Annotated in this window: 16 protein-coding genes and 1 tRNA gene; 6 read left to right on the forward strand and 11 right to left on the reverse strand. The window is 59.7% G+C overall.

The features are described from left to right. Positions 1 to 60: 60 nt before the first annotated feature. The 4 genes from AC2A6O_RS20330 to AC2A6O_RS20345 all read right to left on the reverse strand — a co-directional run bounded on the left by AC2A6O_RS20330 (position 61) and on the right by AC2A6O_RS20345 (position 5311). Positions 61 to 1149, reverse strand: a complete 1089-nt coding sequence (locus AC2A6O_RS20330; RefSeq protein ID WP_498929777.1) for an anhydro-N-acetylmuramic acid kinase — start codon at positions 1147 to 1149, stop codon at positions 61 to 63. Continuing rightward, on the reverse strand, positions 1146 to 2498 hold the full coding sequence (locus AC2A6O_RS20335) for an aspartate aminotransferase family protein (RefSeq protein ID WP_498929779.1): 1353 nt from the start codon (positions 2496 to 2498) through the stop codon (positions 1146 to 1148). The genes AC2A6O_RS20330 and AC2A6O_RS20335 overlap by 4 nt, the downstream gene beginning before the upstream one ends. 381 nt (positions 2499 to 2879) lie before the next feature. Next, the gene (locus tag AC2A6O_RS20340) at positions 2880 to 4796 is read right to left on the reverse strand and encodes a CHASE2 domain-containing protein (protein ID WP_498929780.1); all 1917 of its coding nucleotides are present in this window, start codon (positions 4794 to 4796) and stop codon (positions 2880 to 2882) included. Next, positions 4793 to 5311 (reverse strand): FecR domain-containing protein, encoded by a 519-nt coding sequence (locus AC2A6O_RS20345; RefSeq protein ID WP_162530064.1) that lies wholly within the window; start codon positions 5309 to 5311, stop codon positions 4793 to 4795. The genes AC2A6O_RS20340 and AC2A6O_RS20345 overlap by 4 nt, the downstream gene beginning before the upstream one ends. A gap of 124 nt (positions 5312 to 5435) precedes the next feature. Between AC2A6O_RS20345 and AC2A6O_RS20350 the strand changes: the two genes are divergently transcribed. From AC2A6O_RS20350 to AC2A6O_RS20365, 4 genes are all read left to right on the forward strand, one after another. Beyond that, positions 5436 to 6137, forward strand: coding sequence for a Crp/Fnr family transcriptional regulator (locus AC2A6O_RS20350; protein WP_498929782.1), 702 nt, complete (start codon positions 5436 to 5438; stop codon positions 6135 to 6137). 165 nt (positions 6138 to 6302) lie between these two features. Further along, positions 6303 to 6569: a BA14K family protein gene (locus tag AC2A6O_RS20355; protein WP_148585416.1), complete on the forward strand. Its 267-nt coding sequence runs from the start codon at positions 6303 to 6305 to the stop codon at positions 6567 to 6569. Between the two features lie 315 nt (positions 6570 to 6884). After that, entirely contained in the window at positions 6885 to 7094 is a 210-nt protein-coding gene (locus tag AC2A6O_RS20360) for a cold-shock protein (RefSeq protein ID WP_148585417.1), read from the forward strand. A 128-nt stretch (positions 7095 to 7222) separates the two neighbouring features. Next, positions 7223 to 7474, forward strand: coding sequence for a hypothetical protein (locus AC2A6O_RS20365; protein ID WP_498929785.1), 252 nt, complete (start codon positions 7223 to 7225; stop codon positions 7472 to 7474). A gap of 151 nt (positions 7475 to 7625) precedes the next feature. Here AC2A6O_RS20365 and AC2A6O_RS20370 read toward each other — a convergent pair whose 3' ends face one another. From AC2A6O_RS20370 to AC2A6O_RS20400, 7 genes are all read right to left on the reverse strand, one after another. Further along, positions 7626 to 8000, reverse strand: a complete 375-nt coding sequence (locus AC2A6O_RS20370; RefSeq protein WP_498930161.1) for a GNAT family N-acetyltransferase — start codon at positions 7998 to 8000, stop codon at positions 7626 to 7628. A 218-nt stretch (positions 8001 to 8218) separates the two neighbouring features. After that, entirely contained in the window at positions 8219 to 8536 is a 318-nt protein-coding gene (locus AC2A6O_RS20375; RefSeq protein ID WP_498929787.1) for a hypothetical protein, read from the reverse strand. 1208 nt (positions 8537 to 9744) lie between these two features. After that, entirely contained in the window at positions 9745 to 10362 is a 618-nt protein-coding gene (locus AC2A6O_RS20380) for a glutathione S-transferase family protein (protein WP_498929789.1), read from the reverse strand. 175 nt (positions 10363 to 10537) lie between these two features. Continuing rightward, positions 10538 to 10614 (reverse strand) — tRNA-Arg (locus AC2A6O_RS20385). 215 nt (positions 10615 to 10829) lie between these two features. Then, on the reverse strand, positions 10830 to 12302 hold the full coding sequence (locus tag AC2A6O_RS20390) for a sensor histidine kinase (protein ID WP_498929791.1): 1473 nt from the start codon (positions 12300 to 12302) through the stop codon (positions 10830 to 10832). Between the two features lie 82 nt (positions 12303 to 12384). Next, complete coding sequence (locus AC2A6O_RS20395; RefSeq protein WP_498929794.1) at positions 12385 to 13815, reverse strand: dihydrolipoyl dehydrogenase family protein; 1431 nt, start codon at positions 13813 to 13815, stop codon at positions 12385 to 12387. Between the two features lie 37 nt (positions 13816 to 13852). Beyond that, on the reverse strand, positions 13853 to 14674 hold the full coding sequence (locus AC2A6O_RS20400; protein ID WP_148585424.1) for a TVP38/TMEM64 family protein: 822 nt from the start codon (positions 14672 to 14674) through the stop codon (positions 13853 to 13855). A gap of 325 nt (positions 14675 to 14999) precedes the next feature. Between AC2A6O_RS20400 and rpmH the strand changes: the two genes are divergently transcribed. Both rpmH and rnpA read left to right on the forward strand, forming a co-directional pair. Then, positions 15000 to 15134: a 50S ribosomal protein L34 gene (rpmH, locus tag AC2A6O_RS20405; RefSeq protein WP_006934271.1), complete on the forward strand. Its 135-nt coding sequence runs from the start codon at positions 15000 to 15002 to the stop codon at positions 15132 to 15134. Positions 15135 to 15193: 59 nt separating this feature from the next. Beyond that, on the forward strand, positions 15194 to 15595 hold the full coding sequence (rnpA, locus tag AC2A6O_RS20410; protein WP_006934270.1) for a ribonuclease P protein component: 402 nt from the start codon (positions 15194 to 15196) through the stop codon (positions 15593 to 15595). The last annotated feature ends 6 nt before the right edge of the window (positions 15596 to 15601 follow it).

Consider the following 15601-nt stretch of genomic DNA (forward strand, 5'->3'; position numbering starts at 1 on the left):
GCCGGTGCAAGCAAATGCAGGTACCGTTCGTGCGCCCCAACCTCACCCCTTTGCGAGTGTTCATGTGCCAGGCATAAAGAGTTTGCCGCCAACAACAGGCTGGCTGACACCAGTTGTTCCGGGAAAGGTGGTTGGCAGAGAGGCCTTCAGGCGCGCGCCCAAAAACGCCATTGCCTGGGCCTCCAGGGCGTCTCCGTCGATGCGGTATTCGTCCGCTGAAACGACCTGCCCTGCAAGACGTTCCGAGAGTGCCTTCATCAGAACCGGATTGTGCCGGCCGCCACCGCAGACCAGCCAGAGCTTCGGCACCTGCGGCAACAGCTTTTCCGATGCGGCAATCGCTTCGGCAGTGAAGGCAAGCAGCGTTGCGGCGCCGTCCTCAAGGCTGAGACCTTCGGCGAACTCGCCGGAAAAGCTGTAACGGTCGAGAGACTTCGGGCCGGGAGCAGACAGAAACGGATGGGTCAATGCCGTGCGCAGACGGTCTTCATCGACCTTTCCCCTGGCGGAAATCTCACCGCCTGCATCATAGTCACCCGCGCCATGCTTGTGGATCCAGTCATCCAGAAACGCATTGCCCGGGCCAATATCGAAGGCAAGCAGCCGGTCGCCCTCGATATAGGTGAGGTTGGAAACCCCACCGATATTCAGGAAACAAAGCGGCTCAAGGCTTTCACCGACCAGGGTCTTGGCGAGCGCCTGATGATAGACGGGAACCAGGGGTGCCCCCTGCCCTCCAGCAGCCATATCGGCCAGACGCACGTCGCCGATCACCGGCACGTTGAGATCCGTTGCCAGCGCCTGCGGATCTCCCAGTTGCACCGTTTCGCCCCTGGCCGGGTCATGCCACACGGTCTGACCGTGAAACACCACGGCGTCGGGCGACAGGTCGTGCTGTGCCAGAAAGGCCAGGATCGCCTCGGCGTGATCCCGGGTGACGGCTGCGGCAATCTCCGGCCAGGCTTCCCGCCCGGATCCCTTGCGCGCAGCAGCGTCCAGCACCCGGCGCCTGGTCTCAGGCCGGTAGCTTGCGGTTTCCGCCGGGCCGAAACGGGCCACCGTCCGGCCGTCGGTCTCGATCCACGCAAGATCGATCCCGTCGGCGGACGTACCGGAGATAGTGCCGAGTATGGAGTAGTTGCCGCTCACAGACTGCCCTGAACTGCCTCAAGACCGGCTTCAGCAATGTCGAACATTTCGTTCACCTGGGCTTCGGTGATGATCAGCGGCGGACAGAAAGCCATGGCATCCAGCATGTTGCGCGAAATCAGGCCCTTGTCGTGGAACGTTGCATTGGTCTTTGCGCCGAGCGCTCCAGGCGTTGCCGCCAGTGCCTCGTGCTTCAGTTCCGCTGCACCGATCAACCCGACCCCGCGGGTCTCGATGACCAACGGGCTTTCCGCAAGGCCGGCAAGACGCTTCTGGAAGGTTGGCGCGATAGCTTTGACGTGGCCGACCAGATCCCGCTCCTCGATGATCTTCAGGTTTTCCAGTGCAACGGCAGCGGCGACCGGGTGCCCGGCGGCAGTGTAGCCGTGACCGAGCACGCCGATGTTGTGGCTTTGGTCCGCAACCGGCTGATAGACCGTGTCATTGATCAACAGCGCGGAAATCGGCTGGTAGGACGACGACAAGCCCTTGGAGAGCGTCATCATATCCGGCTGCAGATTGTAGGTTTCCGTGCCGAACATGTTGCCGGTCCGGCCAAAGCCGCAGATCACTTCATCGGCCACGAAAAGAATGCCGTATTTCTTCAGGACCGGCTGAACCGCTTCCCAATATCCGTCCGGCGGCACAACGACGCCGCCAGCGCCCATCACCGGCTCGGCAAAGAAGGCTGCGATCGTTTCCGGACCTTCCGCCAGGATCAGGTCTTCCAGATCCTGTGCGCAGCGCTTTGCGAAATCCGCCTCGCTCTCGCCGTCCTTTTTCATGGTGCGATAATGCGGGCAGGTGGTGTGCAGGATCTGCGGCAGCGGCAGGTCGAACGAGCGGTGGTTGTTGGGCAGGCCCGTGAGGCTGGCGGAAGCGATGGTGACGCCATGATACCCGCGCACGCGGGAGATGATCTTCTTGCGTTCCGGCTGGCCAAGGGCGTTTGACCGGTACCAGATCAGCTTGATTGCCGTGTCGTTGGCTTCGGACCCGGAATTCGTGAAATACGCTTTCGACATCGGCACCGGTGCCATCTCAACCAGCTTTTCCGCCAGTTCAATGGATGGGCCGTGGGTCTTGTAGGTGAAGGTGTGGTAGTAGGGCAGCTTCTCCATCTGGCGGGCAGCCGCCTCCACCAGGCGCTTTTCGCCAAAGCCGACGGCCACGCTCCAGAGGCCTGCCATGCCTTCGATGTAACGCTTGCCGTTGATATCCTCGACATAAATGCCGTCGCCCTTTTCAATCACCAGGGAGCCCGTCTCTTCCTGGCGGCGGGCATCGGCGTAGGAATGGAGCTGAAAAGCTGTATCGCGGGCTTCAAGGGAATTCGGCAGCTGTGCCATGGAGGGTCTCGTCTCGAATGAGGTTGAAAAGATCCGGCCGCAGACGACTCAAAGGTTCCTGCGTGGTACCGCACACGGTAGGCCATAGCCTGACAAAATTGAAGAGATTGCTTTGAGGTATTTCCGCGCAGGCGGAACGCGAAATTGCAGCCGCCTGACCGGGTCGTCGAAGGCTTGAAACAGCGGCGGCGTGTCTTTTTTCGTGTGATTGCCGTCACATGTCTGCAGCATCTGGCCGGCCTAGTGTCTTTCAGTCCATTGAACCGGACGCATCACCGGCCGAAGCTCCCCACAGGCGGATGGCCGGTACACAAGTCGGGCGGAAGCAGAAAGCTTCCGTCCGTACTTTTTTGTCCCGGCCAGGGATTGCACATCGCACATTCAGTGCGTTGCGGTGGTCCCGCTCGGCTCCGGCACTGCCTGGTCTGCCGTCCAGAGTGCCACTTCCAACTCCTGCACACGGCCCCTGATGGCAACGGCCTCCAGGCGTGGCGGCCTGGCTAACGCCTCCTGGAATGCCGGGGGCGCCGCGGTCTGATCTGCCATGGCCTGATCTACCATAGTCTGGGCTGCTGTGGTCAGGGTCGTGGAAAGGACCATCGATGCGCCGTGTGACTTGCCAACTTCCATAAGCCTGCTGGCTACGTTGACGCAATCGCCGGTCGCGGCGATCTGTTGCTGGTTGTCATGGCCGAGGCGCGACAGCACCACTGGTCCGTAATGCCCGCCGATGCGGACCTCCCGAATATCGGCATTGAGGCCGGACGCCTTTATCCAGTCTCGCACCGCGCCAACAAGGTCGAAAGCACAGCGGCAAGCATCCTCTGCGTCCCTGGATGTGGCGTCCGGAATGCCGAAGCCGATCATGGCGCCATCGCCCATGAAATCCAGAACCAGCCCCCTGTTACGCACCGCCTCGTTGACCACCAGCGTATGAAAAGCCTTCAAGACATCGCGCGTGCGCGCGGGCCCCAGTTTTTCCGACAGGCCTGTGTATCCCGACAGGTCGATGAACAGGATCGCGACGGATTGCTCCCGCGGGACCTGCAGAAAACCGGGATCGTCGGCAATGCGCCTGGCAAGACCGGGAGCCTGAAAACGGCTGAGGGCTTCGCGGGCAGCCATCAGCCGGCGCACCCGAAACCAGTCGAAGCCCTCGCGCAGCACAGCCAGAGCGACGACCGGTGGCAAGCTTGCAGCAATCGGCAGCGTCGCATTCAGCCAGATGCCCTGGTTGAAACTGATGACCGTGACCGCGAGCCAGCCCAGAAGAAGCAGCAGATAGACGATCGTTGCGCTGGCCAGCGGCAGAAACACGATCACGGCCATGCCAAGCAGCGTAATGGACACGGCCGCAATGGCATCGCCCAGACGAACGCGGCTGTCACGCAACAGCACCGAACCGTCCAGCAGATTGGCGATCCCTGTCGACAGCACCTCCACTCCGGGCAGGATCGGGTCGAACGGCGTGGAAAACCGGTCGCCGACTGCAGAGGCTGTCACGCCGAGCATCACCAGATGACCATCGAGAGCGGCCTTGGCGGCGGCAGACCCCTGAAGAAGCGCTTCTGCACTGACGGTCCTGATCGTGCCGCCCTTGCCGTAATAGTTCAGCGGTTGTTGCCAGTGCATATCCAGCGGCTGTACTCGTCCGGCGAGGCGGATGCCTTCGGCCGTTACCGAGGGTATCTTTCCCAGATACTTGCCGACAGCCTGCATGCCGAAAGACGGGGCAAGGCCCTGATCCGTCCTGAAAATGAGAGGGAAATGGCGTGGTGTGCCACCGGCATCGGTCGCGACGTTGACCAGCCCGACGCTGGCGGCTTCGGCGAAGATCTCATAGGGGCGCAACTCGCTTTCGGGAGCGGGCACCCGAACCACAGTGGCCTCATCAAGCGGAAACTGACCGCCGGCCGCAATGACCGAGGGCAGCGACCCCAGTGCGCTTGCCAGACCGGCGTCGGCGGCCTCATCCGATTTGCCAATCAGCAGAATGTCGACGGCCAGGGCCTTCGCACCGGCTTCCCGGATCCGTTCAACAATCGCCGCCAGAATAACCCTGCCGACCGGGTATTGCCCCGCGGCCGCGACGGTCTTGTCGTCAATGGCCACAATCACCACGTCCCGCGGCGCTTCACGCGGCCCCTTTATCAGAATACGCAGATCCAGCAGCACCGTTTCCAGACGGTCCAGGACGCTTGCCCGTCCGGCGAAATGGCTCTGGGCGAGCGCGCCCGCCCAGACAACACCTGCCAGCATCGCCAGGGCGACGAGACAGGCATAGAGCTTCAGTTTCATTGCCCGAAACGGGACAACAACCCTGCAGCCCTTTCCGCCGACCATGTGGCTGGCGCAAAGGGAAGCCCAGGGGCAACATCCGCCCCCTCACCCGCGGCCAGCAGCACCGTATCGGAGCCATCCGGTCGCGACACCGACACATGGCCGCGCACGACGAAGACAGACGTGCGTTCCGGCCCGACGTCGACCGCATAGATCGTGCCGCGTACGGCGGCGATGGCATGGGGGGTGCGCACCTGGAACGGTCCGCTGCCGGGCTCGACCTCGATCAGCACCGCGTCGGCACTCAGATCGACCTCGTCCGGGCGGCTGGCGCCGGCCGCAGTATCGATACTGAACGCAGAGGCGGCTTCGGCTTCGATCACAAGGCCGTTATCGCACTGAAAAACGACCCTTGGTGGATCCTGAACCTGCGTTCGCTCACACCCGTTTACATTTTGCGCCATGGCCGTGGTCGATGCTGCGAACATCATCCAGAGCAGGGTTATGGCCAGTTTCAGTCGTCCTGTTGACATTGCATATCCGATAGGCTTGTCAGGGTCTTGTAGGGCATCACGGTGAAATACCACCTTGGTATGGCATGGCAACCGTTGTAACAAGCGTTGCAGTGACACTCTTATCACACCCGAAAGAGAGAACATGGCTGCCGACGAGAGTTTGAATAAAGAAAAGCTTCTTGGACAGAGCTTTATTTTCGAAGCCCTGGACGAGCAGAGTCGAAAGGACCTTGCCGCTTTCGCCCATGTAAAACGCTACACTGCCGGCGATGTCATTTTCGACATGGGGACACCGGGGCAGAGCATGATGGCGATTGCGGAAGGTTCCGTGCGCATCACCATGACAACCCCCAGCGCCCGCGATGTCACGTTGTCGGAGCTGCATGCGGGAGATATCTTTGGCGAAATCGCCCTGCTTGATGGCGGCGAGCGGTCTGCAAACGCCCGGGCCCTGACCAACTGCAAGCTGGTCGTCCTCGAACGGCGGTCTCTTCTTGAGGTTCTCATTCGCGATCCGGCTCTGTCCATCCGGGTGATCGAATTGCTTTGCAAACGGGTGCGCCGGTCGGACGAGAGGATGATGGAAATCGGCTTTCTCGGCCTGCCCGAACGCCTTGCCCGCCTGTTGCTGCGCATCACGGTGACGGCTCCCGGCAGCGAAGAAAAACCGCTGACCAAACTGTCGCTTTCCCAGTCGGAAATTGCCGAAATGATCGGCAATACGCGAGAGACCGTGAACCGGTGCCTTCGCAAGTTCCAGAAAGCAGAGCTGATCGAAATCAGGGACGGCTGGCTGATTATCCGCAACCGGGAAGGCCTGGAGGATATCGCCGATTCGGTGTGAGCCTGTCGGCAACGCTTCCGCGGCTGAAGGCATGGCCCTGCCCTGTCATGGCACAGGCCATGCGAGGGCTGTGTGTCTCGTCACAGGTCCCGGCGCATGAAATTTCCTAGGTAAGGGGCACCGGCGAACACCGCTTCGCCAACACCTGGCCAAAGGAAGCCCCAAATGTTCAAGAAAACCATTTTCACCGCCGTTGCAGCTGCAGCTCTCGCAACAACAGTCTTCGCTCCGGCAGCTATCGCCGGCGGCCATAGCAATCATCATGGCCGCGACTATCAGCATCCCTGGGCTATCGGCGTTCGTGATGCAGTCGTGACCCGGCACATCGACTGGTGTTTCCGCCAACACAATTCCTATCGCACTTCCGACAACACTTACTGGACAGGCCAAGGCGCGCGCCTGCAGTGTTCCTCGCCTTTCATGAAACGCTGACGGATAACCGGCATCAGTCCTGCCGGCCCCGGCCAAACGCCGCCTCATGCACCGGATCGGTCGTGAAGCCGGATCAAATCGAACGAATATTGCCGAAATGGATGGTCGGAAAATTCTTTTTACGGAATCAGAAAATACGCCTTGTTTTGAACACGGTTTCAACCTAGAAATGAGCAATCGATATTGTTTGTCGAACTTTGTGACTGCGCGGTTTTCCGTGTTCTGAACGATCTTCCCATCAACGTCGACCTAACCGCGCTGCCCCACATAGCGTGAGGCGCGCAAACTACCATGACCGATTGAAAGGAAATCGTTATGCCAGTAGGAACCGTAAAATTCTTCAACACCACCAAAGGCTTTGGCTTTATTCAGCCGGAAGATGGCGCTTCTGACGTGTTCGTGCACATCTCCGCTGTCGAGCGTGCAGGCATGCGCGGCCTGGTCGAAGGCCAGAAGGTCAGCTTTGAAGTTGTCCAGGACCGCCGTTCCGGCAAGTCCGCTGCTGACAATCTTCAGGAAGTCTAATTCCGCATCCAACTCTGTCCGGTGACCACGGATGTACTGGCACCGGATGGCAGGATGAATAGAAAAGGCCGGGTAACTCCCGGCCTTTTTTGCATTTAAACCACCATTGACCGGTTGGAGGCGCGCAGATGACTTCGTCCAAGGAAACAGAAACTCCGCTTCGCACAAGGCGGGAGACCGCGGAAAGCAAAGCAGAAACGACCCGCCGTATTGCACGCGAAATCAATGAGGCAGAAGCATCGGCACGCGATGCCAAGACGGCTCGGCTGAAAGCCGCGAGACTGGCAAACCAGGCGCATCGGGAAAGCACGGCAACCGAGACAGCCAAAGGCAAAGCGACCAAGGCAAAGCCGCGCAAACGCACTCTCCGCAAGGCCTGACAGGCAACCTTCCTTCTTCGTTCTGGAGAGTTTTTGTCTGCACTGCCGGCAAGGGGAGCGACCGGCAAGGTGAGCGAAATGACCGTTCAGGATGGGCCGATCTCAATCTCTGCCCATTTTACCAGCCGGAGCCCGGATCGATAGCACGCAGTCAATCTGCCGCGAGGTCCGCGACCAACGCGTCCATGACCAGCGCAGGTTGCTTGCAGCTGGGCAGGAGCTCGAATTCAACCTGATCTACAACCTTAAATCCCAGGGCTGTGTAAAACCCTGTTGCGCTCTTGCTGGCACGTAGCACGGTGACCTGAAGACGCTCGGCACCTGAATTCGCGTTGAGGATTTCCCGGATCAATCTGCGTCCGATCCCCGATCTCTGGACTGCCTGGCTGACATAACAGCCCCAGACATAGGCAACAGAACCGCGAGCCGCATAAACGCAGCTTCCAACGATCTGCTTATCCTGAAAGGCAAGGAGCACACGCTCATCCGTTGCAGGCAGGATGCCGCCCAGACGGTCGCGATCAATGCGGACGCTGTATCGGCGCCCAACTGTTTCCCGTAGGTCTCACGCCAGCAACTTGCGAGAAAGGACCGGAGACGGCCCCTGGGCAATCCAGCGGAGTGACGGATGTCGGAATCGAATTCAACCAGTTCGAGCACGTTTCCGGTTCCTGCTTCATCGGGTAGATGACAGACGAGGAATACCTCTTCGCGCACTCGGGCAGAACCGAATTCTCAACCACCTTAGCGGTGGCTGGAACCGAAAGTTTTTTCGAGCAGCGCCGAGTTGGAGGAACCGGGAGCGGTGCTGCTGCTGCTGATCGCTTCCAGCTGATCCTGGGTGGTCATCCGCTCGTACGCTTCACCATCAGACTGAATGCGATATTGCGGCAAGCCATCGCGCGCCGGCAATCTGCCTGTGACGCGATACGTCAAACCTGACGTACTCTTGCCTCCGAATACATTTTTCAGACGCACGGCCTGCCCTATCCGGAAACTGTGGTCCGCGGAGCCACCTGAAGCCTTGTCTGTGCTGGTTTTTGTGACCGTCGTTTTGGTCATGATAATTGGGTATCCTTTGTTTTGAAGAATTCGTGGGCGGAGATCCGCCATGTGAAGGCATCGGTATCGAGAGATACGTCTGACCGGCAGCTCAACCGGCGGCCGCTTCCATGCTTTCGCAAACTGATTTTGGTCCGATGAAGCCTGATGCGCGACGGCAAGCAGCAGATATCAGCGCCATCAAATATGCCATGACCGCCTCTTGCGGACACACTTACTCTGGAACGTCGCAACCCAAAGCGCGCACATCAACTTTGCAAAATACAGTTATGAATTTTGTATTTTCATGAAAAAAACAAGCGAACGAATGAATTTATTTTTTCTTGATAAGCCTGTTCTTCTTTATAAGAGCATACACACTTTGCAACAACAATCAAACAGCAAAATATTTTCAAATTTTATCTCAATGAATTCTTTTTGAAGGAGCCGGATTGGCTCCTCACTTCGGGCCTCACCTATCCGCGCGGCTGAAATTCCCAGCTCAACTAACAAGCCCTCACCTGAGACACAAACGCTATCTCTTCGGAAGTTGGCGGCGATATCCTGGACGAGCGCCGTCGGAGAAGCGGGTCAATCTCCCCCCAAGAAAGAAGCCGACCGGTCTTCGGGCAGGAACATCCTTCAGCATCAGATCAAGGTTGGCGCTCTCGTAAGGAAATTCAACGCGCAACGTCCGCCGAAAGCCTGCGCCATGAAGGCGGCGGTGGTCGTCTACGCAGGCCTCGATCCAGGCAATATCAGGAACTGCCGCCCCTGGACTATCCCTTCCATGACAGCGGCGTTCCAGGCTCCGCCTGAGGTCGGATCTGCATGCATCGAAAGAAGAACAATGTCTGGATGGTTCTGGCTGGTCAGAAGCTTGTGAACAAAGAGGAAGACGATGGATTTGGATGATCGGCTTCACGAGCCATGATCTGCGACACACCGGCCAGAAGCAGAGAACACTACAGACAATCGACGCCCCGTTCGGCACGAGATCGTAGCCCATGTCACCGGTATAAACCGATGGTCATCTCTGCGGGCAGGACACTTTTGGTGTCAAATGCCATGCAGAACCGACTCTGCGCTCTGGTTTTTCTGAACCGCATTGGGAAGCTGTGCCAGGCAATCCCGGTGCAAATGCCAAGCATTTCCGACCCAAACCGGCCTCTATGCGTCGAACGCGCGAGGGTCCGCTGTGCGCGACTTTTCTGCTGTTCGGCCTTTTTTCAGGTCAGCCCCGTCATGACAGCCTTGCGATAGGCCGGGCGTTCAGAGAGGCGACCATACCATGCCTCAAGCGCAGGATGCTCTGGCCGTTCGATTGACATGCTGAACCAGGCATAGGCGATGCAGCCCAAGGGAATGTCGCCGAACCCGAACTCAGCGCCTGAAAGCCATTCGCTTTCTGAAAGGGTATCATCCGCAATGCTCATGAGAGTGGCGCACTGCGCGAGCCCCCGTTCTACGGCCACATCATCACGCTGTTCCGGCGTAGAGCGCACCAGATTCCAGAACACATCGCGGAAAGGCACTGCGAAAGAAAGCGATGCCCAGTCCATCCACTTGTCGGCCACCGCCCAGATGCGCGGGTCCGAAGGTGCAAACGGGGTCGTCCCATATTGTCTTGCAAGATATCTGACGATGGCGTTCGATTCCCAAAGCACCAGATCCCCGTCCTTGAGAGACGGTACCAAGCCGTTTGGGTTGAGCGCGCGAAACTCCTGAGAATTTACGACACCGAACGCACCTCCAGCAGGGATATGTTCGTACTTCAGTCCAAGTTCTTCGGCACACCACAGTACCTTGCGGACATTGGTGGAATTGTCGCGGCCCCAGATTTTCACACTTGGTCTCCTGTCAGATCACGCCTAGAACACCGACTGTCAAATCAGGAGAAAAAGGCTCTTTCCCGCCGTTCACTGCGCCAGGCACGAACGTCGGCTTTCCTTTACCGCATGCGATTTGGGTCAGTGATTTGACACAGAAGTCGGTTTTGCCTGGCATTTTACATTTGGGGAATGGCGCACCGGGGAGGATTCGAACCCCCGACCCCCAGATTCGTAGTCTGGTGCTCTATCCAGCTGAGCTACCGGTGCGTATTTGCGAAGATCTTGTCATCTCGGTTGGAACCTGCAGATGACCGGTCTTGGCGCTGCGAGGCGTCTTGTGTGCCCCGGACAGGGCGCTTACCTACTGCGGTCCGGGGGGGATTGCAAGAACCTTTTTGAACTTTTTTTCAACGAACTGTCACACAGTTCCGAAACCCGCAAAATTCCGCAAGATTGAGCGGTGAATAAGTTCGCCCCCTCACTTACGGCTTACGGTCGGGAACCTCGAAACAGAAACACGTGCCGGTCTGATTGTCCTCCAGACGCACCGTTCCGCCATGAGCCTTGAGCAGTTCGGCAACGATTGCCAGCCCGAGGCCGACACCGCCGTTCTTCGAGCCGCTGTGAAAGGCCCTGAACAAGGCCTTGCGGATGTTGTCCGGAATGCCTGGCCCGGTATCCGATACACGGACGCGGACACAAGCGCCCTCACGCTCGGCCTCGATGGTGATCCGGCGCACCAAGGTTTCGTCCTTTTCCGCCTCCAGCGCCTGGAAGGCATTGCGGACAAGATTGAGCATGACGCGGAAGATCTGTTCCGGATCGGCGTCAATCTCGATGTCCGCCGACACCTTGTTGTCCAAGCGCACTGTGGCGTGGTCTACGAGACCCAGAACATCCGCAACATCGTCTCCAATGCGCCGCAGCGCCAGCAGGCGGCGTTGCGGTGCCCGCTCCTGGGCCTTGCCATAGGACATCACCGCCTGGGTGTAGCCCACTGCCCGGTCGAGCGTGGCCAGGATCTTGGGGGCGAGGCGTTTGACCGTCGGGTCCGGCACATGTTCCAGCCGCTCCAGAAACAGTTGCGCGGAGGCCAGCAGGTTGCGCAGGTCGTGGTTGATCTTGGAAACGGCCAGGCCAAGGTCCGCAAGCCTCTGCTTCTGCTGAAGCGCCCTTGAAAGCGCCTCCTCCATGCCTGCCAGACGGATTTCCGCGTCGCCCAGCTCGTCGCGGCGGCCGGAGACCGGCATGATGCGCGAGGTGTCCTCCGGGCTTTCGGCAAAGCGCTCCATGGAGGACGTCAGGTGGCGCAGCGGCCGAATGAACAGGGCACGCAGGGTGATATAGACGAGACTGGCCGTTATGATCGAAATAACCAGCGACAAGCCAAGGATACGGCCGGAGAATGCGAGCATGTCCTGCTGCAGCAGGCGCACCGGCAGGACAACGTCGACATGCTCGGTGTGCCCCATCTGACCGACCCCGATGATCCGCATGGCGCCGTCACCGCGATAGGTCAGGGTCTCGAAACTGTGCATGATCGCCGACCACGGGGTGACTTCCGCCATGTCGATGACGAATTCCATCTCTGAGGGAACGTCGCTCATGGCGATCAGGCTGCGCCGCGTGCCTTCATCGAGCGAAATTGCAAGGGCGCCGGTCGTGCGCAGCAGCTCTTCCTGCAGCCGTGGCGCGATGGTGTTGGTTTCGGCCAGCACGGAAGCCGCAACACCGGCGGTGGTCAGCCGGTCCATGAGCCAGGTGTTTCTGAAATTGGCAATCGAGGGCACATAGATGAGGACTTCCGCCAGCATGACGAAAAGAACGGTCATCAACAGAAGCTTGCCCGACAGGCCGCCGAACCGATAGTGCCCGAAGCCGTCGCCGCTTGACACGGGCGTGGCGTCGATTTCCTGCGGGACAGCCGAACCTTGCGGCGCGCCCTCATGTTTCATGTCACGTCTTTCCAAATTCCAAGGCCCCGGCCCCGCAAAGGTGATGGCACCACGGCTCCTCCCAAGCCGGCCGCGCCAACGGTCACCCGAACAGACGCAGGAAACCAATCACCCGCCTTAGCCAAGCATTTTTAGGAGCTTCCGCATAGTAAGAAATTGCCGCACGGCGCACCAGCTCTCCCAGCGTCGGATAGGGAGCGATAAATCCGGCGAGGTCCTTCATGGTCATCTTCCTGGACAGGGCGAGCGACAGAAGATTGATAACCTCCCCCGCCTGGGCGCCGACGATATCCGCCCCAAGCAGCTTGCCGCGCGGCCCCGCGATCAGCTTCAGACGGCCTTTGGTAAGGCCTTCGGCCTGCGCCCTGTCATTGCCATCATAGTCTGCCGTCAGAACCTTGACCCCGCTGCCGTAGCGCGCACGGGCCTCGGCTTCGGACAGGCCGACGTGACCGAGTTCGGGTGAGGTGTAGGTCACCCAGGGCACGATGTCGCTGTTCATGGAAACAGGCAGGCGGAACAGTATGGAGCGAATCGCAAGACCCGCCTGATATCCCGCGACATGCGTGAATTGCAGGCCACCGGCAACATCGCCGATGGCATAGACGCGCCGGTTGCTTGTCCGCAATCCCTTGTCGACCGTGATGCCCTTGCGATCGTGGTCGATGCCGGCTTCATCCAGCCCCAGCCCTTCAACGTTCGGCGCACGGCCCGTCGCGACCAGAAGATGGGACGCTTCCACCGTCACCGCTTGTCCGTCCGCGTCCTTCGCGCTGATCGCAAGTCCCTCACCGGATCGGCTCACCGTCTCGACGGCCGTCTGCTCCAGAATGCGGATGCCTTCGGCCCGCAAGGTGTCCAGCACAACGGCCGCCAGCTCAGGATCGTCCTTGCCGAGGGCCTTCTGGGCTTCGAACACGGTGACGCTGGACCCGAGGCGCCTATGGGCCTGTGCCATTTCCAGGCCGATCGGGCCGCCGCCGATGATCGCCAGGTGCTCCGGACGCTTGCGCAGTTCAAACAGCGTTTCGTTGGTCAGATAAGGAACGTCTTCCAAACCGGGTATTGGCGGAACGAAGGCCGAGGAGCCGGTTGCGACGACGAAACGCCGTGCCTTGATCCGCACCGACCCTGCAAGCACCTCGTCAGGCCCTGTGAACCTTGCCCCCTCCCGCAGCACGGTGACGCCAAGCCCCTCGAAACGTTCCTGGGAATCATGTGGCTCAATGGCGGCGATGACCTTGCGGACGTGATCGTTCGCGGCGGCGAAATCGACCTCCTGCCGCCCGCCATGCACACCGAAGCGTCCTGCGGTTTCCTGCGCATGTGCGGCCTTGGCGGCAGCAAGAAACGCCTTGGAAGGCACACAGCCGTAATTGAGGCAGTCGCCACCCATCAGCCCCTTTTCGATCAGCACCACCTCAACGCCGAAGGCAGCCGCCGCAGCGGCAACGGACAAGCCCGCCGATCCGGCGCCAATCACGCAAATGTCCGGTGTCAGTAAATTGGCCATGGCAGGCTCCGAGGTTTGCAGGCTAACGGCGGCGGGTTCAACGATTGCGGAATTTCTTCAAGATCACCGGAATGAGGCTGGCGACCCCTAGCGCAAAGAATGCAGCCAGCAATTGCGGCGTCACCAGCGCGGCCACGTCGATCTGGCAGGTGCCGGCGGCCGCGCAGCCTGGGCTGGCAGCCTCCTGCGCCGCGATGACACTGTCGAGACCGGACCCGATGAAGGTGAAGGCAAAGGTGCCCGGAACGATGCCGAAAAACGTGGCGAGCGTATAAGAGGCAAACGGCATCGCGAATATGGCGGGCGCGATGTTGACCAGCCAGAATGGAAAAACCGGCGTCAGCCGCAGGAACAGAAGATAGTGAAACGCATCTTTTCGAAAGCCTTCGGCCAGACGCGCCAGAAAGGGGCCCGCGCGATTGGTCAGCACATCGCCGAGGGAGGACCGCGCGACGAGAAAGACGGCACAGGCGCCGATGGTTGCGCCCAGAACCGTTGCAAATCCGCCAAGTATCCAGCCGAAAAGAAAGCCGCCCGCAATTGTCAGCAAGGAAGCGCCGGGAAACGACAGGGCGACGGCAACCGTGTAGACGGCCATATAGATCAGAATGGCAAGCGCCAGGTTCTGGTCGACATAGCCGACAAGTTGCTGTCGCTGCATGATGAGATTGGACAAGGTCAGCTGCTTGTGCAGCCCCAGGGCGAAGCCGATCCCCATCAACACCGCGAGAACCACCAGCGGAAGCCACGTCTTGAGCCTTGCGGCACCGGTGCGCGCCGGCGTTTTTGCGCCGGTCTGCCCCGGATCCTTCGACGGCGTCATCCTGTTGGCCTCTTCACCCATCATCCACTTTTCCATCGGTTCGACTTTGTCGCAGGGGCGCCCCGCTTTTCTGACCTCATTGGCAGATGTACCTTAAAGTTCGGAAAAAGAACTGCGCCTCACCGATAAGTGACACTCACGGCTTTGTGCCTCACCTGTGCGTGATCGAAAGGAAAACGCAGAATCTTAGGCCTGCAAAGTTGACTTGAGGCGGCATGGCCCGTATAAGCGCGCTCGACCGGGACATGCATTCGGACCCAAGGCTTGGATAAGCCGCGCTCTTCATGGCGCTTCGAGTGCTTCCTCCAAAGAATTTAAAAAATGAACAAGGGCCGCGTTCTTAGTCGCGCGGGGAAGAACAATGAAGCGTACGTATCAACCGAGCCGTCTTGTCCGCAAGCGTCGCCACGGCTTCCGCGCACGTATGGCCACCAAGAATGGCCGTCAGGTGCTTGCTCGCCGCCGTGCAAAAGGTCGCAAGAGCCTCAGCGCCTAATCGGCGACCAGCCCGCAGTGCGCCGGGTTGGCGGCCACTGCCAACACCAATCCGCCGCTATGGACACTTTGAAAAAGCGCTCCGAATTCCTGGCGGTCGCCAAAGGCGGCCGGCTGGGCCGGCGCGCTTTTGTCGTTCAGGGCTTGAAGCGCGACAGCGACGACGCGTCGCGGGTGGGCTACACGGTTACAAAAAAAACCGGCAATTCGGTCGTGCGCAGCCGCATAAAGCGGCGGCTTAGAGCCGCTGTGGCCGAGCTTGTGCCTGAAGATATCCCGCAAAGAGCGGATTTTGTGCTTGTCGCCCGCGACAGCGCGCTCACTCTTCCCTTTGAAAAAATCGTTGCAGACCTTAAGTCTGGCCTCAGCCAGGTGCTGGATCCGCAAACGCCGCGCGGACGGGGAAAGCCGCGCCGGCAGGGCTCGCAAGCCCAATCGACACAGCGCAGGAAACAGGGGTAAATCCAG

This window comes from Labrenzia sp. ATLA3, assembly GCF_057180185.1.

Excerpts from the sequence above, each read along its gene's own strand:
- AC2A6O_RS20340 (WP_498929780.1), bottom strand. The coding sequence starts at position 4,796 with ATGAAACTGAAGCTCTATGCCTGTCTCGTCGCCCTGGCGATGCTGGCA.
- AC2A6O_RS20355 (WP_148585416.1), top strand. The coding sequence starts at position 6,303 with ATGTTCAAGAAAACCATTTTCACCGCCGTTGCAGCTGCAGCTCTCGCA.
- AC2A6O_RS20360 (WP_148585417.1), top strand. The coding sequence starts at position 6,885 with ATGCCAGTAGGAACCGTAAAATTCTTCAACACCACCAAAGGCTTTGGC.
- AC2A6O_RS20375 (WP_498929787.1), bottom strand. The coding sequence starts at position 8,536 with ATGACCAAAACGACGGTCACAAAAACCAGCACAGACAAGGCTTCAGGT.
- AC2A6O_RS20350 (WP_498929782.1), top strand. The coding sequence starts at position 5,436 with ATGGCTGCCGACGAGAGTTTGAATAAAGAAAAGCTTCTTGGACAGAGC.
- AC2A6O_RS20390 (WP_498929791.1), bottom strand. The coding sequence starts at position 12,302 with ATGAAACATGAGGGCGCGCCGCAAGGTTCGGCTGTCCCGCAGGAAATC.
- AC2A6O_RS20395 (WP_498929794.1), bottom strand. The coding sequence starts at position 13,815 with ATGGCCAATTTACTGACACCGGACATTTGCGTGATTGGCGCCGGATCG.
- AC2A6O_RS20400 (WP_148585424.1), bottom strand. The coding sequence starts at position 14,674 with ATGGAAAAGTGGATGATGGGTGAAGAGGCCAACAGGATGACGCCGTCG.
- rnpA (WP_006934270.1), top strand. The coding sequence starts at position 15,194 with ATGGACACTTTGAAAAAGCGCTCCGAATTCCTGGCGGTCGCCAAAGGC.
- rpmH (WP_006934271.1), top strand. The coding sequence starts at position 15,000 with ATGAAGCGTACGTATCAACCGAGCCGTCTTGTCCGCAAGCGTCGCCAC.
- AC2A6O_RS20345 (WP_162530064.1), bottom strand. The coding sequence starts at position 5,311 with ATGTCAACAGGACGACTGAAACTGGCCATAACCCTGCTCTGGATGATG.
- AC2A6O_RS20335 (WP_498929779.1), bottom strand. The coding sequence starts at position 2,498 with ATGGCACAGCTGCCGAATTCCCTTGAAGCCCGCGATACAGCTTTTCAG.
- AC2A6O_RS20365 (WP_498929785.1), top strand. The coding sequence starts at position 7,223 with ATGACTTCGTCCAAGGAAACAGAAACTCCGCTTCGCACAAGGCGGGAG.